Raw genomic sequence first — 17,151 nt, 5'->3', positions numbered from 1 at the left:
GGACAAGACATTAAAAAAAGATGAATAAATATTTAATTTTACTATTAATCAGTTTAAGCACAACTCAAATCAATGCTCAAACTGAAGAATCTTCACTTCTTCTCGAATTGAATATGGAATATCAATACTTGAAAATGGCGATTGAAGACAATAAGGATTTGGTTTATATCCATGACAACTTAAGTGACATGGAGAGATATCTCAAACTATCAAAAGCCAAAGTTGAACAAGCTGAATTAGATAATAAAACAAAAAAAATGATTATTGATTATTTAGATTCTTATTCTAGCATAAAGCCTATCCAAGTATTTATTGGTACTAAAAAAGACGAAACTACTTTAAATCAATTCAAAGAAATCCTCTTTATTCTAAGGGAATCTTTAAATAAAATATATAAGAGAACTCTTAATTCAGAGTTTATACATGAGTTGGATATTTTATCAGGAATTTATGCTTCAGGTAAAAAATTCTATCCACTTTACTCTTCAAGTCAAAAATTACTATTAAAAAATAAAAAAGTAATTAATGAACTTTATCCCCAAGTAAGGAAAAAAAACCCTGAAATAAAGAAGTTTGTCAAAATGTTAAATAAAAAAGAAGAATTCTCGATAAAGGACTTAGACAAAATAATGAAGTTTTTTTTAGCTGATTTAAGAAAAGAATACATTGATACAATAAGCACTAATCTAAAAAACTAATGCCAACAAAACCTATAAACAATACGGGCCTCGGGCTTAACCGAAAGGTTTGTGTATTTTTATGAAGTCCGCAAAATCTTTTGGATTTTGCTCTGGATAGGAAAAAATAAATCAAAATAAACAGTTTTGGTTAAGTGCTTAATCGGAAATTATTCACTTTTTAATCCCGTATTAACCATACGAGCAGAGACGTTGGCACCAATATGAATAAAACATTGAAATATCAAATAATTTTAGTTCTAACTCTAATTTCTTGTCAATCTAAAAACATAAAACAAATGGAATTAACGAATGAAAAAATGATTGAGTATTCAATTTTTAAAGAAATGTATGAAGACCAATATTTTCCAAATAATCTTGTTGACAAAGGAAAAAACATTCTAATTGATTTATGCTGTAAAATAGAAAATGAAAAGCCAAAAACTCTTGAAGAATTATACACTTTGACTCATAACGCAACGAATAAATTTAACGACTTACAAGAACAGTTTTATGAAAATGATAGTGAAATAGAAACTGCTGCACGAGAATGTATCGCAATGGATTTTGAGTTCATCTCTAAATCATATGGTTTTGAAGCTGATACTGAAGATTTAATTGCAGCTAGAGATTGGTAGGCTGATATGGGAATATTTGAATTTATTTTTGGAAAGACGATTAAAATAGATAATGAGTTCTTTGGGAAAATGATTTTTCTTGAGGACAAAAAGGAACCGCTTAAAAACTATTTTGAATGCAGAAGACACTTTAAACCAACTGATGACATTATAGAAATTGGAATTGAGGGAAATAAAACTGGACCGACAGAATTACAGAAAGATTTCTTTCGCAAAATTGAATCTGATTATGACAAAATAATCTCTTCAGTAAGGCCATTAATTGAAAACGAATTCCAAAACTGGAAAGAAGATTTTAAGATAACCGATTTCCGAAAAGAATTTAAAGCGGTTTATCTGTTTTTACCAAGATGCAAAAATGAACCTAAATCTTGGGAAATAGCATTTGAAACGGAACACGATTTAAATCATACAATTACAATGACAATGTCTGATTTAAAAGCAACTGAAATACTGATTGACGGATAAAATACTGGTACCAACAAAGAACTGAGGTAAAAAACAAACAAAATCTTCGTTAAATTTAGATACTATTACTCTAGGCTCATAGATTCAAAAACAGATTCTTTGAGCTTTTTTATTGTATTAATTTTCTATTTATTTAGGCAATATAGAAACGTAAGTTTCATCAAACGGCCTTTTAGATTTTGCAATAGCAAAGCACTGTTTTAATAACTTATTAGCTACTGCTATTAAGGCAAGTTATTGTTGAATATTCGTACGGAACAATAAAACGCAAGCGGAGTTTTAATTATATCATCATTAGAAAAACAAGAACGTCTATTTTTTATACTAACATTACTTGTATTAGACTTATAAAAGCTATTCTAATGAGTTTTAAAGTAGAATACCTAGATAATTTAAAAAATAAAATCTTGGTATACAGCTAATTCAAAAAACTGTATTTTAGTAGAAATATATAAAATAGCAGTAAGTTATTAGACAAACTGCCGTTGTACTTAATGTAAAAAAAACATTCAGGAAATTGACAGAATTACAGCAATATATTACTTCCTACTTTGGAATCACAAACCAAAATATGGACAACATAACATCCCTATTCACGGAATCGGAACTGAAAAAAGGAGCGTTTTTCACGAAATCTGGTCAATATTGCGAAAAACTGAGTTTTGTGCGAAGTGGTTTTATTCGAGTTTTTGCAAACGCTAATGACAAAGAAATTACGCAATGGATTTCTACCAAAGGCTATTTCATAACCGATTTGTACAGTTTTACATTCAAACATAGAGCAAAATGGAATATTCAGGCATTAACGGACTGTGAACTTTACACAATCGATAAAGAAAATTACGCACTTTTGAACAATTTAGTTCCAAATTGGGCGGAAATGGAAAAACAATTTATTGCAGGTTGTTTCATTCAATTAGAAGATAGAGTTTTTAGCCATTTATCACTTAGTGCCGAAGAACGTTATGATAAACTTTTTGAGAACAATAAAGAGCTTTTTAACCAAGTTCCATTACAATATCTAGCTTCAATGCTCGGAATGTCGCCTGAAACTTTCAGTAGAATAAGAAACAAAAAGATTTCTTGATTTTTGTCAAGAGCAAGAACTCGATTTGAACCGAACTTTGTCAGATAAATTAAAAATTATGGCAAAGCAAATTAACACATCGATTACGATAAACGCAAGTAAAGAGAAAATATGGAAAACACTTACCGAATTTGAAAAATATCCCGAATGGAATTCATTTATTAAGGCGGTAAATGGAGAAGTAAAAGTTGGAAACCAAATTCAGGTAAAATTACAAGGAATGATCTTTAAACCAATCGTATTGACCTTTAAAGAAAATACAGAATTAAAATGGCTTGGTCATCTTTGGTTCAAAGGACTTTTTGACGGAGAACATAAATTCAAACTGACTGACAACGGAAACGGAACGACCAATTTTGAGCAGAGCGAAACTTTTAGCGGAATATTAGTCAAATTAGTTACCAAGAATTTAGACAAGGAAACCAAGAATGGTTTTGAACAAATGAATCGGGAATTGAAGTTACGTGCGGAAAAATATTAAGCACAACAAATAACTGAGGTGAAAAACTAGTTCTACTGCTAATATCTCATTTTCAAACCTTTAATTAGTTACATTTTCGATTGAAATTTTTGTTGTAATTTTATTCAAATATTTTAATTGAATAGTAAAAATAATTTTGTGAAAGTAGCGATAATAGGTTTCGGTAATATTGGTAAATATCTTGCAAATTGGGTGGTTAACGAACCTAGTTTTGAATTAAGTTATGTTGTAGCTAGAAGAGAAATTGATAAAGATAGTTTTGACTTTAAAAATCAACCAGTAAGCATTAGAAAAGAAATTACTGCAGACCTAATTAACGATGTTGATATTATTATTGAATGTGCCACTAAAGATGTAGTGTCACAGTTATTAAAATATGAAGAACTTGATCGTGAGGGTTTAAAATTTATAGCCATTAGTACAGGTGGTTTGTATCAAAATAAAGCAGTTTTAAACAACTTAAAAAATTGCGAGGTAATTTTACCAGTAGGGGCAATTGCAGGGCTTGATGCTATAAAAGCAGTGAATGATGAGATTTCTTCAATTAATTTAAAAACAACAAAACATCCTAAAAGTTTAGAGGGTGCTCCATTTTTTGAGACTTCAAACATTGATTTATCATCAATAAAAACCGTTCAAACTATCTGGGAAGGTAAAGTTAGTGAGGCTGTAAGTTTATTTCCTAAAAATATAAATGTAGGAGCAAGTATCTATTTTGCATCAAAATGTGAAGATTTAACTATTCAAATAGTTGCTGATCCTTACACGACTAGCAATATGCATGAGATTACATGCGAAGGTGATTTTGGTAAAATTTATACTCGAACTGAAAACCAACCAAGCCCTAGTAACCCAAAAACAAGTTTCTTAGCGGTTAAAAGTGTGGTTAGCATACTGAGAAATATGAATGCAAGTATTAAAATTAATTAAACGTGAGTTTCGTTTACGGTTTTAAAATATGTCAAATTTAATACCGTATTAATTAATACCTTGAACCCCTTAACCCGCTAAATTAAATGAATGCCAAAAAGTTAGTATTAGAAAGTAGGTTTAAAACCCATCAAAAAATACACCTAATACTTACCATTGGGGCTCCTTTTATCTTCATAATATTTTCACTAATAACTATGGGTTTAAATGCTATTGGTAATTTTATTTTACTAGTGTTCATTTTAATGTATGTATTATTGGTTTGTTTAGCATTTACAAAACGAGGATTGTTAAGTCTAAATTCAGAATTATATAGAGGTTTGTTTTTTAGTGATAAACTTATATTGAAAAAGAAAATTGATTTAAATAATAAAACTGATGTAGCTATATTAAAGTTTAAAAGAAGCCAGAAAATGGCATGGTTTTCTGTAGCAAAACCAGATTTGGCTTCAGATTTTAATGCTTTTGATATTACACTTTTGAATAAAAAATATACCCAAAAAGAAATGTTAGTTTCATTAAGTAATGAAGCTATTTGTAAAATAGCTATTAACTTTTTAGAAAAAGAATTTGGATTACAGCATGAGGTTTATAGTCCAAATTTTAGATAAGAATAACTTCTGATTACAACCAATAACTATTGAAAACAAAATGTTAGTTAGAAGATTAATATAAACTGAATAGCTTAGAGAGTAGTATATAATGTGTAACTTTTTTAATTAAAAGAATGTTTGTATGCATTCGTTAGATAAAACTTATACTTGAAAAACCTAATAAAAATAGCATATAGAATAGTTCTATTTATTCTTTTGACCATACTAACCCAAATTGGTGGGGTAGTGTATTTAGCAAGTTTAATTATTATTAAACAATGGAATAAAAAATTGAGATTTAAAACACTAATTGTTTTTATAAGCCTTTACCTATTTTCAACTCTTATACTTGTACCGCTAGTAGCTCCACTTTTTGGAAGAGAAAAAGTAAAGCACTCTAAGAAAATAAACCCTGCAAATTACATGACTGTTTTATTGAACAGAAATTATGTAACTCCTGAACTTAATGATTTATTAAGAGCAACAATAAAGGAGCTAAATGGCACAGCTATTGAAATTCATTATTTAGATGCAAGTTTTCCTTTTATAAACAAATTTCCTTTGTTACCACATTTAAGTCATAATGACGGAAAGAAAATAGACCTAAGTTTAATCTACGAGACCAAAAATGGAGATGTTTCAAATAAACAAAAATCAAACAGTGGTTATGGACTTTTTGAAAACCCAAAACAAGGAGAGTATAATCAAATAGATAAGTGTATAGGCAATGGCTTTATTCAATATGATTTTTCAAAGTATCTAACATTAGGCGAAATAAATAAAGAGTTAGTTTTTTCAGAAAACGGGACTAAAGAGCTCATTGAGAATATTTTAAAAAGTAGTGATTTAGGGAAGTTATTTATTGAACCCCATTTAAAAAACAGAATGCAATTAAATAATAATAAGATTAGGTATCATGGTTGTAGCGCCGTAAGACACGATGATCATATTCACATTCAACTGAAATAGAATAAAAGAAAGAGATTATTTGTAAAAAAAAACCTTCTGACTGCTCAGAAGGTTTTTAGCTTTATAAAAATTATGGTTTAAAATTTATTTTCAACTTCAGCAGCTTCCAACATTAAATAATGCAAGTCTGTATTTTTAATAAAGGGCTGTAATAAATTACTACCAGGGCCGTACATTGCCAATTCAACATAGTCTGCAGAGTGTTGCATACTTATCCAACCTACAGAGTTGTATTGTTTTTGTATAGATGCTAATGCATTAAAAGGCAGGTGTTTTGGGTTGTAAAGTCCTTCTTCGCTACTTAAATCTGTATAATAGTTTAAAAGTAGTTTTGCCTCTTCGTTGGTAATGCTGATGTTATTGGCATAATTTATACGTTCTTTTAATGTCGCCGCAGAAGTGGTTTTTGTAACACCATTCAAAACCCAATCATTTGTGTGTTTGTAGTTTTGTATGGTATCAAAATTTTTATTCGCATATTTACCGTAAATTACACCAGGGTTTGCGTTACCATGATCTGTAGTAATAATTACTAGAGTCTCTTCATCTTTTTCAGCAAAATCCATGGCTACTTTTACCGCTTCATCATGTGCTACTTGATCGTAAATAAGTCCTGAAATATCATTACCATGTGCTGCCCAATCAACTTTTCCTGCTTCAACCTGTAAAACAAAACCTTCAGCATGGTCTTTCATACTATCAATAGCTTTTTTTGTCATTTCAGCCAATGTCGGAATTTTTTCATGTAATTCTTTATCATTTTCACGGTCAATAGAATAGGGGAGCCCTTCTTCATCAAAAACCCCTATAATAGGTTTGTCTGTAGTGGCATTAAACATTTCTTTTTTTGATTGAACAACTTCAAAACCATTAGCAGTAAAGGCTTTGTACATATCTTTTTTATCCTTTCTACTTTCAGAAGAAAAATACTTATTACCGCCACCCATCATCACATCAAACTTTAAATCTAAATATTTCTCGGCAATAGTTTCTTGTTCATTTCTTGATTTAGAATTGATGCAGAAACCGGCAGGAGTAGCATGTGTAATAGGTACGGTAGTAACACACCCGGCTTTTTTACCAACAGCTTTAAACTTTTGCCAAATAGGTAAATGTTCTTCACCATTTTCACTAACATTTAAAGCACCATTATTAATACGAACACCACCACCCCAAGAAGAACTTGCTGCTGCAGAATCGGTTACAATAGAACTTGCGGAAGCCATATCCATCAAACTTCTTTTTACGCGGTTATCTTTATACAATTGCAACCAATTGGTGCCATTGCCTGTTTTACGCGATAAATACAAATCGGTCATGTTTAGCGTACCAATACTCATACCATCACTTACAACGATAATAATGTTTTTCGCTTTTTTGTTTTTGTTTCCAATTGCTTGCGAAAAAGTGTTTGCGCTACCACTAATAGGGTTTAACAATGTGGTGCCTAAAGTGAATAGCGATCCGTTCCTGAAAAATTTTCTTCTGTTCATTTTAATAGTGTTGTTAATTAGTTTTTTAATAGTCCTTCTGCTTCGTTTATGATGTAATTAAAATGTGCTACATTATCGGCGTTTAATTCTAAAGTGCCTGTAATGGTTACTATTTCATCGGTTTGAAAATTGGGTTTTTCTTTAAATTGAACTTCTACGGCCGTTTCAGGTCCACCAACACCACAGAAAAAACAAGAAGCCATTGGCCCTTTAGAGACAATAAATAATTTTCCATCAGGATCAATATTTAAAAAGTAGCCAGTAATTGTCACTTGTTTTCCTTCTAATGATTGCATGGTATCACTAAATGCTGGGTATAAAAAGTATTCCCCATATGTAGGGAAAAATTTCTCTGAAAATTCTACATCAGCGAGGTTATCCCATGTGATGTTTTTTTGACTGAAACAAGAGATGCAAGTTAGAAATAGAAAGGTAAATAAAAGGTTATTTTTCATGACTTAGAATTGTTGATATATTCATTTTAATTATTGGATAAATAGCAAGTAAAATGGAGAGAATAATAACAGTAAAAATCAAACCTGCTATTTGCAAATATGCCATAAACGGCAGGCCTTGCGCTAAGTTTTGAATTTGATTTGTTTGTATGCTTTGTAATAAAACAGACACTCCAATTTTTGATATTAAAAAACCTGTGAGGTAAGCTAAAACTCCAATTATGATTCCTTCATACAAAATCATTCTAACCAATTGAAAGTTACTGGCACCGTAAGTTCTCAAAAGAGCTAAGTCAAAAGCTCGCTCTTTTACCATTTTGTAAAAGCTTACAAAAAGTGTTAAACTTGAAATTACTAAAATTAAATAAGCAATCCATAATACTGTTTTAAGTCCGACACCTGTATATTGATACAACTTATCTAACTCATATTTAGGCAAAGCAGCCTGCATATTTGTTTTTTCGTTTATGCGTCTCGGTAAGGTTAAAAGTCCTATTGGAGAAGTAAATGAAAGCAATAAAGAAGTAATTTCTTTTTTTTCATTATGTTGATGTTTGGTTTCGTGATGGGCTTCCTCATGCTCATCATGTTCTTCTTCATGATGCTCTTCCTCTTCGTGATGGTGCAGATCCCAAACACTTTCAAGTTTTGTGGTAATTAGTCGGTCAATAACGGTGTGTGTAGGTGCATAAATACCTACTACTTCTAATTCTTCATCATGCACCTCTTCAGATTTTTCTACCAAATCATGTGCACTTAAAATATGATCTCCTAATTTTAAATGTAATTGTTCCGCTACTGTATGACCGAGAACTACTTGCATTGATTTATTAGGTGTAGCTCCTGTTGCCAATTTAGCATTGTATAAGCTTGCAAAATCATCAGTAGTGCCTACAATTTTGTAGCCTTTGTAATTGTCACCATATGAGATGGGCACCGCAGTTTTTACCAAAGGGTTCTTAGCAATTTTTTTTGCTTCGTTATAGTTGATATTCCCCGTAGGATTATCCATATGTAATACCGAGGCTAATACTAGTTGTAGTGGACTACCTTTGGCACCAACAACCAAATCAATACCCGCCAAATTATTTTCTATTTGGTATTCGAAAGAGGTGGTCAATGCTTTTATACCTAAAAGCAACGCAATACTTAAACCTAAAGTAACGACACTTAAAAAAGTATATAACGCTTTAGATTTCATGTTCAGCATGCTTATTTTCAATATATTCATAATACGATAGATTTTGAAAATAATGACTTAATTCTATGATCGTGCGTAATCACAATTAGGTTAGCATTGGTACGCTTTGCTTGTTGTAAAAGCAATTCAATAACTAGTTTGCAATTTTCATCGTCTAAACTAGAGGTGGGCTCATCGGCTAATATAACTTGCGGATAATGAACTACAGCCATTGCAATACCTAAACGTTGCAATTGCCCTTCACTAAGCTCATTAGGCTTGCTATTTTTTAAGGCCAATAAATCCAATTGTTTTAGTAGGTCAAATACGAATGTTTTATTCATAGATTTTCTACTAAAAAGTAGCCTAGCTTGTAAATTATCAATAACAGATAAAGATTGTATTGCGTAGTTTTTTTGAAAAACAAGTCCAATATTTAAACCTCTAAACCGGTCTAATTTGTTGCTAGAAAATGAATTTAAACGGTTGTGATCAATAGTAATAGCACCACTAGCAGGTTGTAATAAACCTGCTAATAAGTGTAATAATGTTGTTTTTCCTATTCCTGATTTGCCTAAAATTAGCAGATTTTCACCTTCATTAAGATCTATATCAGGAAAGTTAAAAACAGCTGTTTTTTTGGGGTAACTAAAAGTTACGTCTGTTGTTCTTACCATTTTTATCTACTTTTATCGAGCAATAGGCCATTGGTCTTGTTGGGTGAATAAATCATCTTGCCACAATCTAATTTCATGATCATTTAATAAACAATCATTTAACTGCCCTAAAACTTTTTGTTTATCTAAATATTGACCAATAAAAACTAGTTCTGTTTTTCGGTCACCAAATATAGGATCCCAACCAGCTTCAATTTGAGTTGTGTTTTCAGCATAAGCTGCATAATTAATTCGTTCCCCATATGGCATTGACGCCCACCAAACACCAGCATTATCAGCTTTAGAAGAACCGCCAGCAGTGCTCCATATTAGCGCTTGTTCTGGTCGTGATGCTAACCAAAACAACCCTTTGCTACGTATAATTGTTCTAGGAAAATCAGTATTTAAATAGCTTAAAAAACGCTCTGGATGAAATGGTTTTTTACTTCTAAAAACAATAGAACTAATACCGTATTCTTCAGTTTCTGGTACATGTTCGTTTTCTAATTCTTTAATCCAACCTGCGGAAGCTTCCGCCTTTTCATAATCAAAAAGCCCAGTATTTAATACATTTTCAGGTTCAATTTCAGCATTTGTAGTGCTAATAATTACAGCCTCAGGATTCAATTTTTTAATAATAGCATGTAGCTCTTTTAAATCGGTTTCAGATACCAAATCCATTTTATTTAAAATGATAACATTGGCAAATTCAATTTGATCGGTTAATAGATTAACAATAGTTCTATCATCACCTTCAATAGTTGTTAGCGCTCTAGTGGTAAGGTAATCTGCACTTGAAAAATCTTTTAAAAAGTTAAAAGCATCTACCACAGTCACCATGGTATCTACATAACTAAATCGGCTTAAATCTATGGTGCCATCTTCACTTTCAAAAGTGAAAGTTTGCGCAACCGGTATAGGTTCGCTAATACCAGTACTTTCAATTAATAGGTAATCAAATTTGTTTTGTGTAGCCAGTTTTTCTACCTCAATCATTAAATCTTCACGTAGGGTACAGCAAATACAGCCGTTAGACATTTCTACGAGTTTTTCTTCGGTTCTTGATAATGTGTTTTCACTAGCTATAAATTGAGCGTCAATATTTACCTCGCTCATATCATTAACAATTACCGCCACTTTTAGCCCTTGTTTGTTGTGTAAAATGTGATTTAGTAATGTTGTTTTACCCGCGCCTAAAAAACCACTTAATACGGTTACAGGAAGTTTTTTCATGTATATAGTACTATTAATTAGAAACAAAGCTGTTTCTGTTTTTTTAGATAATTGAATGGACTACGTAGAATGAAATAGTAAGTTCAAAAACCGAATATTTACATGCGGAATTTAGACTTCTATTTTACGTAAAATGGAAAAGTAATAGACTATTGTGTAGGAGGTGGCCTTGAGAAAAGTTGACCAGATACATTGTTACTTTGCGGAACAGCACTGAACGATTCAATGCTTTTTTTATGAAAAATAATTTCCCTGTTCACAATTGCATAATCATTTAGATTAGTTGCAATTGCAGGAGTTAAATTATGTGTAATTGAATGATCACAAACAAGGCAATGTACCGTTTTGTGTTTGTCGTCATTATGTAATAATTCATGAAGACCTACCATTTTCATCGAAAGGAAAATGACAAGCAACAGATAGGTAATGCTATTTTTTAACCGACCGCTTTTCATGTGTTACAAAACTACTAAAAATACCTAGTGTATATGTTAATGAAAATACAATAAACTATTTTTTGAATTTCTATTTTGCTACGATTTCGGAAAATAAAAAAAATTAATTTAGATTTTTTTGAAACCTGTACTGTAACAATTTAAAATTGTGAGTGTCTCTTTTGTGTAAAGATTACAAACAATTATTTTTAGTTACTCAAAAAACAACCAATGAAACAAGCATTACTATTTTTAGGTGTATTATTTTTATTTAACTGTAATAAAGAAAATAAACCATCAGAACCACTAAAAGAAGAAGTTGTTGAGGTTGAAAGTTCAAAAATTAAAGTATTAAATTTTGCAACCTTTCATTTTGGGAACACACCTGATGCTCATAAAACGGAATTTGATGAAAATGATGCAGCTGCTCATAAAGAGGTTAGAGAACTTTCAAAAATGTTAGCAGCATTTAAACCTACAATTATATGTATTGAAAACTTGCCAGAATACAATGATGAAATAAATAACGTTTACCAAAAGTTTTTAAAAAATCCAGCTAAATTAAATACAATTTATGGTGAGCGCAGTATGGTTGCTTTTGATGTGGCAAGGTTAAGCAATGTTCAAAAATTATATGGCATAGATCATCAAATGGGATATAACTATTCTGTAGGGGATTTTTTTGAACGCAGTCCGGAATATACTAATGCCATTGATTCAGAAACATATTTAGAGCTTACGAATGAACCTTTTAAAGATTACCCAACATTAGAAAAAAGAATGGAAACATTTGATTCCCTTTCTTTAGTTGAAAAATTAAAAGTAATGAATGAACCTGCTTATCATGACTTTTCAATAAATACTAATGCAGATAAGTTATTGTATGTGGGAACAGAAAATAATTTTGAAGGAGCAAATCAAGCGGCATTATTTTACGAACGAAATATGAAAATATATTCAAATTTGAATAGAATTCCGATGACAAAAGAGGATCGAGTTTTTATTATTATGGGAGTTGCTCACACCGCTTTTTTACGGGAATTCATGAAAAGGAGTCCGAAATTTGAAATGGTAAATGCCTTAGATTACTTAAAATAAAATGGTTAGCTATAATTAACGAAAACCAATAATTTTAATTACCTCAATTTTATGACTCTTTTATTAATGCAACTTAGTTGTATTAATAAAAAATGGTTTACATTTGTCTTTTATGAAAACGGAAAAGTAAAAGGTATTTTAAACTAAGTTTGATTTATTAGTCTTAATCTTTTCTCTGCTTTTAACACTAAAACTCAAAACTATAAATCATTAAAATTATGTTTGAAGTAATTATAATTGGCGGAAGTTATTCAGGACTTTCAGCAGGTATGGCTTTAGGGAGAGCCTTAAGAAATGTTCTAATAATTGATGCCGGACAACCGTGTAATCAGCAAACGCCACATTCGCATAATTTTATAACTCAAGATGGTAAAACACCAAAAGAGATTTCACAGCTTGCAAAACAACAAGTTGAAAAATATGATACGGTTAAGTTTTATGATGGACTCGTTGTTAATACTATAAAAACTTCAGGCGGATTTGAAATTACTACCAACAAGAAAGATACATTTCTAACAGAAAAAATTATTTTTGCGACAGGTATAAAAGACATTATGCCTAATATAAAAGGTTTTGCTTCGTGTTGGGGAATATCGGTAATTCATTGCCCGTATTGCCACGGATACGAAGTAAAAAATATAAAAACAGGTATTTTAGCAAATGGAAACAATGCTTTTCATTATGCGCAACTTATTAGCAACTGGACCAAAGATCTTACTGTATTTACCAATGGAAAATCTACATTAACAGTAGAACAAACGGATAAAATAAAGCAACATAATATTGCTATTATTGAAAAAGAAGTTATAGCATTAGAACATATAAACGGAAAGCTTAAAGAGATTATTTTTACTGATAATTCTAGTTTTGAGCTTAAAGCTTTGTATGCACGACCAGAATTTAAACATCATACAAATATTCCAGAAAAACTTGGTTGTGAATTAACCGAACACGGACTTTTAAAAGTAGATATGTTCCAAAAAACTACTGTAAAAAATATTCTTGCTTGCGGCGATAATGCTAGTCTATTTAGATCTGTATCTGTTGCAGTAGCTTCAGGGAATATGGCAGGTGCATTTTTAAATAATCAAATGACGGAAAAAGAGTTTTAATTAGCCGTTAATGTATACTATTGACTCTATTTTTCTTTTTTTTCAAACAGTATATTTTAATTTTTAAAATATACAAGTCGTTTATATCATTATAGTAATTATCTATCTGTATAATTTAACTGTTCAATAGGTTTTCACTAATTTTATGAGCTTCAAAAATGAAGAAGAAGACAATGTTGATTTTACAATAAAAAAAGAAAAATGGGAACATTAAGAGAACAAACCGACGCTAAAATAGAGACAGGCAGAAAAGCGAAACCTGAATTTATGCAAGGCGTTGACGATGTAATAAAAGAAGCAAAAGCATTTGAAGAAGGTAAAGATGCACTTAAAGTAGATGATAAAGCTCCAGATTTTAATTTACCTAATGCAGAGGGTGCGCAAGTTTCATTGTCAGGGTTATTAGAAAAAGGACCCGTAGTTGTCACATTTTACCGCGGTAGTTGGTGTCCGTATTGCAACTTACAACTTAGAGCTTTACAGACTAAATTAGGGGAAATTCAAGAATTAGGTGCAACATTAGTAGCTATTAGCCCCGAAGTGCCTGATGGTTCATTATCAAAGAATGAAATTAGTGAAATGGATTTTATTGTGCTTTCTGATCAAGATGCTAAAGTTGCTTCGCAATACGGTGTAGCTTGGGAAGTACCAGAGTTTTTAATGGAGCATATGCGTGTAGATCGCGGTCTTGATTTAAAGAAGGTGAATAATGGAAATGCAAATGTATTACCAATACCAGGAACTTTTATTTTAGGTACAGATGGTATTGTAAAATGGAACTACGTGAATGTAGATTATAGAACACGATCAGAACCAGACGAGATTGTTGAAGCTTTAAAAAAGCTTTAATAATAAAGTAATTTATAGTATTGAAAGCCAAATTTTAATGATTTGGCTTTTTGTTTTCTTTAAAATTTAAGAGAAGAAACTATAATCACTTAATACCAAGTAATTTATTAAAAGATTTTACTTCACATTTATAAAACAGGATAAGTTTTTGTTTGAATGTCTTTAATAAACTACGCATTTAAAAAGTATTAAAATTTTAATTATTTGACGCCAAAGTGTGTGAATTGTTACACTTATTATAAAAAATAAGATCAATTAACTAATAAGTTGCAATCACTAGAGCTTGTGCATAGCTTAGCATAACAAATTATTTTCGTTAAAATAGACTGAAGAGTAGCGTAAAATTTTATAGAATTGTATGGAAGCTATAATTACTATTGTTGGCTTTTTAGGAGCAGGAAAAACAACCTTGCTAAAACATTTAATTACCAGTTTTAGTAATGCTGGTTGGAGCCCGTATGTGATACTTAACGATTATGAAAATGCGTATATTGATGCGCACCAACTGACCGATAAAGTTGCTCCAAAATGGGTAAAAGCACTTACCGGTAGTTGTATTTGTTGCAGTGGCATAAATGAGTTAAGAGATTATGTAAATGGCATTCCAAAACGTGATAACGGAATTACGCTGATAGAAGCAAACGGCACATCTGATGCCTGTTCACTAATGGAATTTTTAGGTGTTGGGCTCAATGATCGGTTTTTGCCACCCATACAAATATCCGTAGTAGATGTAAATAATTGGCAAAAAAGAGGTGAGCATAATGAACTTGAAGCAAACCAAATACTCGTATCATCATTAATTATATTAACACATATTGATAATGCTACTGAAAGCAGAAAAGAAGCCGTTGTAAAAGCATTAAAAGAAATGAATTCTTTTGCTAAAATAATTACAATAGATAAGCTTGATGTAAAGTTATTGCCAGAGCTCACCCAATCAAAAAAAGCCATTAAAAAAATAGAACATTTAAAAACACATTGGTCTTCTTGTTCTATAGATTTGCCTAGCGTACCAAAACTAGCCTCAATAGATGAAATTTGTAAACGATTGCCCAAAACTATTTTAAGAGTAAAAGGGTGCACTCAAATTGAAGGTGATGATAAATACACCTATTTTGAGCGTAAACCAGATGGCGAAGTATTTGTACGGCCGTTTAACGGAACACCTACAACAGGACCTAAACTTTTAACAATTGGGCCCGGTAGTAGTATTGATTTATTAAAAAAAGTAATTAAACAAAGTTTGAATGTAACCAAAAAATAACTTTTTGATTTTTAATTATGTATGCGGTTTTAAATTGTTAAATTGTATATTCAATTTTGAATACACTCAGTTTAAAACCAACCAAATGAAAATGTACTACGTTAAGTTTATCATCATTTTATGTTTAATATTTACGGTAAACATACAAGCACAAGACACGTTGGTAGATGTCGGAGGATATAAAATACATTTCAATATATTAAAAGGTGAGGGCACACCAATACTTTTTGAAGCTGGTGCAGGTAATGATGCTACAGTCTGGAACTCTATTTTAGAACAAATACATCAGGTAACAGGTACAACATTAATCTCTTATGATAGATCTGGCTTTGGACAAAGTGAATTGAATCCGAATTTAAAAAATGCAACAGATTACGGGATTTTAAATGGTTTAAAAGAGCTGGAAGTTGGGCTTTTAAAATTGGGTTATGATAATGATATTTTGCTAGTTTCTCATTCTTATGGTGGACTTTACAACTTATTATACGCAGATAAATATCCTGAAAAAGTAAAATCGGTTGTTTTAATTGATGTGACACTCAATAATTTCTGGAATGATGAATTATTAGCAATGCGAGATGCAAATGTTGATATTAACCAAATAGAAAAAAATACAGGAGACTATTATTTAAACTACAATTACAATAGAACAATGCGGTATGGGAGGCAGGTAAATTTCCCCAATACAATACCGATTATAAATGTATTTCCTGAAAATTCTTTTCCCGGTTTCCCAGCAGTACTTTCAAAACGCTGGTTGCAACTTCATAAAGATTTTGGAGCGCAAAATAAAAACGTAGAAAATAGTATAGCCAAAGGGAGTACTCATGCTATTTTTCAAGATAACCCCGCACTTATTGTTCATATAATTAGCAAAGCTTATAGTGAAACACTACCTACAAATCAACAAAATACTATGCTTAAAAAGGCTTTAAGTAATGCCATTGAAATGACCATTGAAACGAAGATAAATAACCGTTCAGAGCATGATTTAAATACATTAGGCTACACCTTTTTACAAAACGAAGAAATAGCCAAGGCTTTAGCCATTTTTAAAACAAACACATTATTATTTCCGGGTAGTTCTAATGTGTATGATAGCTATGGTGAAGCGTTGGTAAAAGCAAATAGGAATGAAGAGGCTATTGAAATGTATGAAAAGGCACTTGAATTAAACCCCAAGAATGAAAATACAAAAGTTGCTTTGCAGAAAATTAAAAAAGAGAAGTAAGAAGACTGTTTTGTATAGTTTTTTTAACCAGAAAAAATATTAAAATTTAAAAAAAAGATGGGTCATTGCGGAAAACCGCAAACTATTGTAAAATAGCTTATTGATATTTGACAACCTGTAAATTAAAAAATAGTTTTATTTACAAAACATATTTATATTGCAATTAGTAAGAATTTTCAACCTTAAAACTGCGGAGGCTAAAAAATGCAAAACGGAACAAAAGTTCCGCATAGCCAACCAAAAAGGCATTATAACCGGAAGAAAGTTCCGCATATAAACAAGTTGGCAACAAGCTGAAAA

General features: G+C 31.0%; 19 protein-coding genes and 1 pseudogene. 13 read left to right on the top strand and 7 right to left on the bottom strand.

The window, feature by feature from the left end; all coding sequences use genetic code 11:
• Nucleotides 1-20 precede the first annotated feature (20 nt).
• The 3 genes from KO500_RS02700 (at nucleotide 21) to KO500_RS02690 (ending at nucleotide 1,783) form a co-directional block, all read left to right on the top strand.
• Entirely contained in the window at nucleotides 21-698 is a 678-nt protein-coding gene (locus tag KO500_RS02700; protein ID WP_215954963.1) for a hypothetical protein, read from the top strand.
• Between the two features lie 278 nt (nucleotides 699-976).
• Nucleotides 977-1,315, top strand: coding sequence for a DUF5713 family protein (locus KO500_RS02695; protein ID WP_215954962.1), 339 nt, complete (start codon nucleotides 977-979; stop codon nucleotides 1,313-1,315).
• A gap of 6 nt (nucleotides 1,316-1,321) precedes the next feature.
• On the top strand, nucleotides 1,322-1,783 hold the full coding sequence (locus tag KO500_RS02690) for a hypothetical protein (protein WP_215954961.1): 462 nt from the start codon (nucleotides 1,322-1,324) through the stop codon (nucleotides 1,781-1,783).
• Nucleotides 1,784-1,912: 129 nt separating this feature from the next.
• Here KO500_RS02690 and KO500_RS17305 read toward each other — a convergent pair.
• Nucleotides 1,913-2,017 (bottom strand): annotated as a pseudogene (locus KO500_RS17305) (IS110 family transposase); the annotation flags it as partial.
• 337 nt (nucleotides 2,018-2,354) lie between these two features.
• Between KO500_RS17305 and KO500_RS02685 the strand changes: the two are divergent.
• The 5 genes from KO500_RS02685 (at nucleotide 2,355) to KO500_RS02665 (ending at nucleotide 5,843) form a co-directional block, all read left to right on the top strand.
• Entirely contained in the window at nucleotides 2,355-2,870 is a 516-nt protein-coding gene (locus KO500_RS02685; RefSeq protein WP_215954960.1) for a Crp/Fnr family transcriptional regulator, read from the top strand.
• Between the two features lie 58 nt (nucleotides 2,871-2,928).
• Nucleotides 2,929-3,351: an SRPBCC domain-containing protein gene (locus KO500_RS02680; protein WP_215954959.1), complete on the top strand. Its 423-nt coding sequence runs from the start codon at nucleotides 2,929-2,931 to the stop codon at nucleotides 3,349-3,351.
• 138 nt (nucleotides 3,352-3,489) lie between these two features.
• Nucleotides 3,490-4,281 carry an aspartate dehydrogenase domain-containing protein gene (locus tag KO500_RS02675; protein WP_215954958.1) on the top strand — a complete coding sequence of 264 codons (792 nt, stop codon included), beginning with the start codon at nucleotides 3,490-3,492 and terminating at the stop codon, nucleotides 4,279-4,281.
• A gap of 86 nt (nucleotides 4,282-4,367) precedes the next feature.
• Nucleotides 4,368-4,892: a hypothetical protein gene (locus KO500_RS02670; RefSeq protein ID WP_215954957.1), complete on the top strand. Its 525-nt coding sequence runs from the start codon at nucleotides 4,368-4,370 to the stop codon at nucleotides 4,890-4,892.
• Nucleotides 4,893-5,042: 150 nt separating this feature from the next.
• Nucleotides 5,043-5,843 carry a hypothetical protein gene (locus tag KO500_RS02665; protein ID WP_215954956.1) on the top strand — a complete coding sequence of 267 codons (801 nt, stop codon included), beginning with the start codon at nucleotides 5,043-5,045 and terminating at the stop codon, nucleotides 5,841-5,843.
• A 77-nt stretch (nucleotides 5,844-5,920) separates the two neighbouring features.
• Here the strand turns inward: KO500_RS02665 and KO500_RS02660 are convergent, their stop codons facing one another.
• The 6 genes from KO500_RS02660 to KO500_RS02635 form a co-directional block, all read right to left on the bottom strand.
• The gene (locus KO500_RS02660; protein ID WP_215954955.1) at nucleotides 5,921-7,336 is read right to left on the bottom strand and encodes an alkaline phosphatase; all 1,416 of its coding nucleotides are present in this window, start codon (nucleotides 7,334-7,336) and stop codon (nucleotides 5,921-5,923) included.
• A gap of 17 nt (nucleotides 7,337-7,353) precedes the next feature.
• Nucleotides 7,354-7,791, bottom strand: a complete 438-nt coding sequence (locus KO500_RS02655; protein ID WP_215954954.1) for a hypothetical protein — start codon at nucleotides 7,789-7,791, stop codon at nucleotides 7,354-7,356.
• Nucleotides 7,781-9,022: an ABC transporter permease gene (locus KO500_RS02650; protein ID WP_215954953.1), complete on the bottom strand. Its 1,242-nt coding sequence runs from the start codon at nucleotides 9,020-9,022 to the stop codon at nucleotides 7,781-7,783. The genes KO500_RS02655 and KO500_RS02650 overlap by 11 nt, the downstream gene beginning before the upstream one ends.
• A complete protein-coding gene (locus tag KO500_RS02645; RefSeq protein WP_215954952.1) occupies nucleotides 9,019-9,648 on the bottom strand; it encodes an ATP-binding cassette domain-containing protein in 630 nt (209 codons plus the stop codon). Before KO500_RS02645 ends, KO500_RS02650 begins: the two co-directional genes overlap by 4 nt.
• Nucleotides 9,649-9,660: 12 nt before the next feature.
• Complete coding sequence (locus KO500_RS02640) at nucleotides 9,661-10,860, bottom strand: GTP-binding protein (protein ID WP_215954951.1); 1,200 nt, start codon at nucleotides 10,858-10,860, stop codon at nucleotides 9,661-9,663.
• A 149-nt stretch (nucleotides 10,861-11,009) separates the two neighbouring features.
• Nucleotides 11,010-11,255, bottom strand: coding sequence for a hypothetical protein (locus KO500_RS02635; RefSeq protein WP_215954950.1), 246 nt, complete (start codon nucleotides 11,253-11,255; stop codon nucleotides 11,010-11,012).
• Between the two features lie 270 nt (nucleotides 11,256-11,525).
• Here KO500_RS02635 and KO500_RS02630 point away from each other — a divergent pair, with 270 nt between their 5' ends.
• The 5 genes from KO500_RS02630 to KO500_RS02610 all read left to right on the top strand — a co-directional run bounded on the left by KO500_RS02630 (nucleotide 11,526) and on the right by KO500_RS02610 (nucleotide 16,851).
• Nucleotides 11,526-12,392, top strand: a complete 867-nt coding sequence (locus KO500_RS02630) for a DUF5694 domain-containing protein (RefSeq protein ID WP_252732411.1) — start codon at nucleotides 11,526-11,528, stop codon at nucleotides 12,390-12,392.
• 218 nt (nucleotides 12,393-12,610) lie between these two features.
• The gene (locus tag KO500_RS02625) at nucleotides 12,611-13,504 is read left to right on the top strand and encodes an NAD(P)/FAD-dependent oxidoreductase (RefSeq protein ID WP_215954949.1); all 894 of its coding nucleotides are present in this window, start codon (nucleotides 12,611-12,613) and stop codon (nucleotides 13,502-13,504) included.
• A 201-nt stretch (nucleotides 13,505-13,705) separates the two neighbouring features.
• Nucleotides 13,706-14,353, top strand: a complete 648-nt coding sequence (locus tag KO500_RS02620; RefSeq protein WP_215954948.1) for a peroxiredoxin-like family protein — start codon at nucleotides 13,706-13,708, stop codon at nucleotides 14,351-14,353.
• A gap of 358 nt (nucleotides 14,354-14,711) precedes the next feature.
• Entirely contained in the window at nucleotides 14,712-15,620 is a 909-nt protein-coding gene (locus KO500_RS02615) for a GTP-binding protein (protein WP_215954947.1), read from the top strand.
• 85 nt (nucleotides 15,621-15,705) lie between these two features.
• The gene (locus KO500_RS02610) at nucleotides 15,706-16,851 is read left to right on the top strand and encodes an alpha/beta fold hydrolase (protein WP_215954946.1); all 1,146 of its coding nucleotides are present in this window, start codon (nucleotides 15,706-15,708) and stop codon (nucleotides 16,849-16,851) included.
• Nucleotides 16,852-17,151 lie beyond the last annotated feature (300 nt).

It is taken from the genome of Cellulophaga baltica (assembly GCF_018861125.1).
Lineage (GTDB): Bacteria > Bacteroidota > Bacteroidia > Flavobacteriales > Flavobacteriaceae > Cellulophaga > Cellulophaga baltica_A.
This window is presented reverse-complemented; position numbering and strand designations above follow the sequence as displayed.

Bases quoted from the DNA above. Each gene is read 5' to 3' on its own strand.
- KO500_RS02615 (WP_215954947.1), top strand. From the start codon at position 14,712: ATGGAAGCTATAATTACTATTGTTGGCTTTTTAGGAGCAGGAAAAACA.
- KO500_RS02625 (WP_215954949.1), top strand. From the start codon at position 12,611: ATGTTTGAAGTAATTATAATTGGCGGAAGTTATTCAGGACTTTCAGCA.
- KO500_RS02645 (WP_215954952.1), bottom strand. From the start codon at position 9,648: ATGGTAAGAACAACAGACGTAACTTTTAGTTACCCCAAAAAAACAGCT.
- KO500_RS02620 (WP_215954948.1), top strand. From the start codon at position 13,706: ATGGGAACATTAAGAGAACAAACCGACGCTAAAATAGAGACAGGCAGA.
- KO500_RS02670 (WP_215954957.1), top strand. From the start codon at position 4,368: ATGAATGCCAAAAAGTTAGTATTAGAAAGTAGGTTTAAAACCCATCAA.
- KO500_RS02630 (WP_252732411.1), top strand. From the start codon at position 11,526: ATGAAACAAGCATTACTATTTTTAGGTGTATTATTTTTATTTAACTGT.
- KO500_RS02655 (WP_215954954.1), bottom strand. From the start codon at position 7,791: ATGAAAAATAACCTTTTATTTACCTTTCTATTTCTAACTTGCATCTCT.
- KO500_RS02650 (WP_215954953.1), bottom strand. From the start codon at position 9,022: ATGAATATATTGAAAATAAGCATGCTGAACATGAAATCTAAAGCGTTA.
- KO500_RS02610 (WP_215954946.1), top strand. From the start codon at position 15,706: ATGAAAATGTACTACGTTAAGTTTATCATCATTTTATGTTTAATATTT.
- KO500_RS02680 (WP_215954959.1), top strand. From the start codon at position 2,929: ATGGCAAAGCAAATTAACACATCGATTACGATAAACGCAAGTAAAGAG.
- KO500_RS02640 (WP_215954951.1), bottom strand. From the start codon at position 10,860: ATGAAAAAACTTCCTGTAACCGTATTAAGTGGTTTTTTAGGCGCGGGT.
- KO500_RS02685 (WP_215954960.1), top strand. From the start codon at position 2,355: ATGGACAACATAACATCCCTATTCACGGAATCGGAACTGAAAAAAGGA.
- KO500_RS02660 (WP_215954955.1), bottom strand. From the start codon at position 7,336: ATGAACAGAAGAAAATTTTTCAGGAACGGATCGCTATTCACTTTAGGC.
- KO500_RS02695 (WP_215954962.1), top strand. From the start codon at position 977: ATGGAATTAACGAATGAAAAAATGATTGAGTATTCAATTTTTAAAGAA.
- KO500_RS02700 (WP_215954963.1), top strand. From the start codon at position 21: ATGAATAAATATTTAATTTTACTATTAATCAGTTTAAGCACAACTCAA.
- KO500_RS02635 (WP_215954950.1), bottom strand. From the start codon at position 11,255: ATGAAAATGGTAGGTCTTCATGAATTATTACATAATGACGACAAACAC.
- KO500_RS02690 (WP_215954961.1), top strand. From the start codon at position 1,322: ATGGGAATATTTGAATTTATTTTTGGAAAGACGATTAAAATAGATAAT.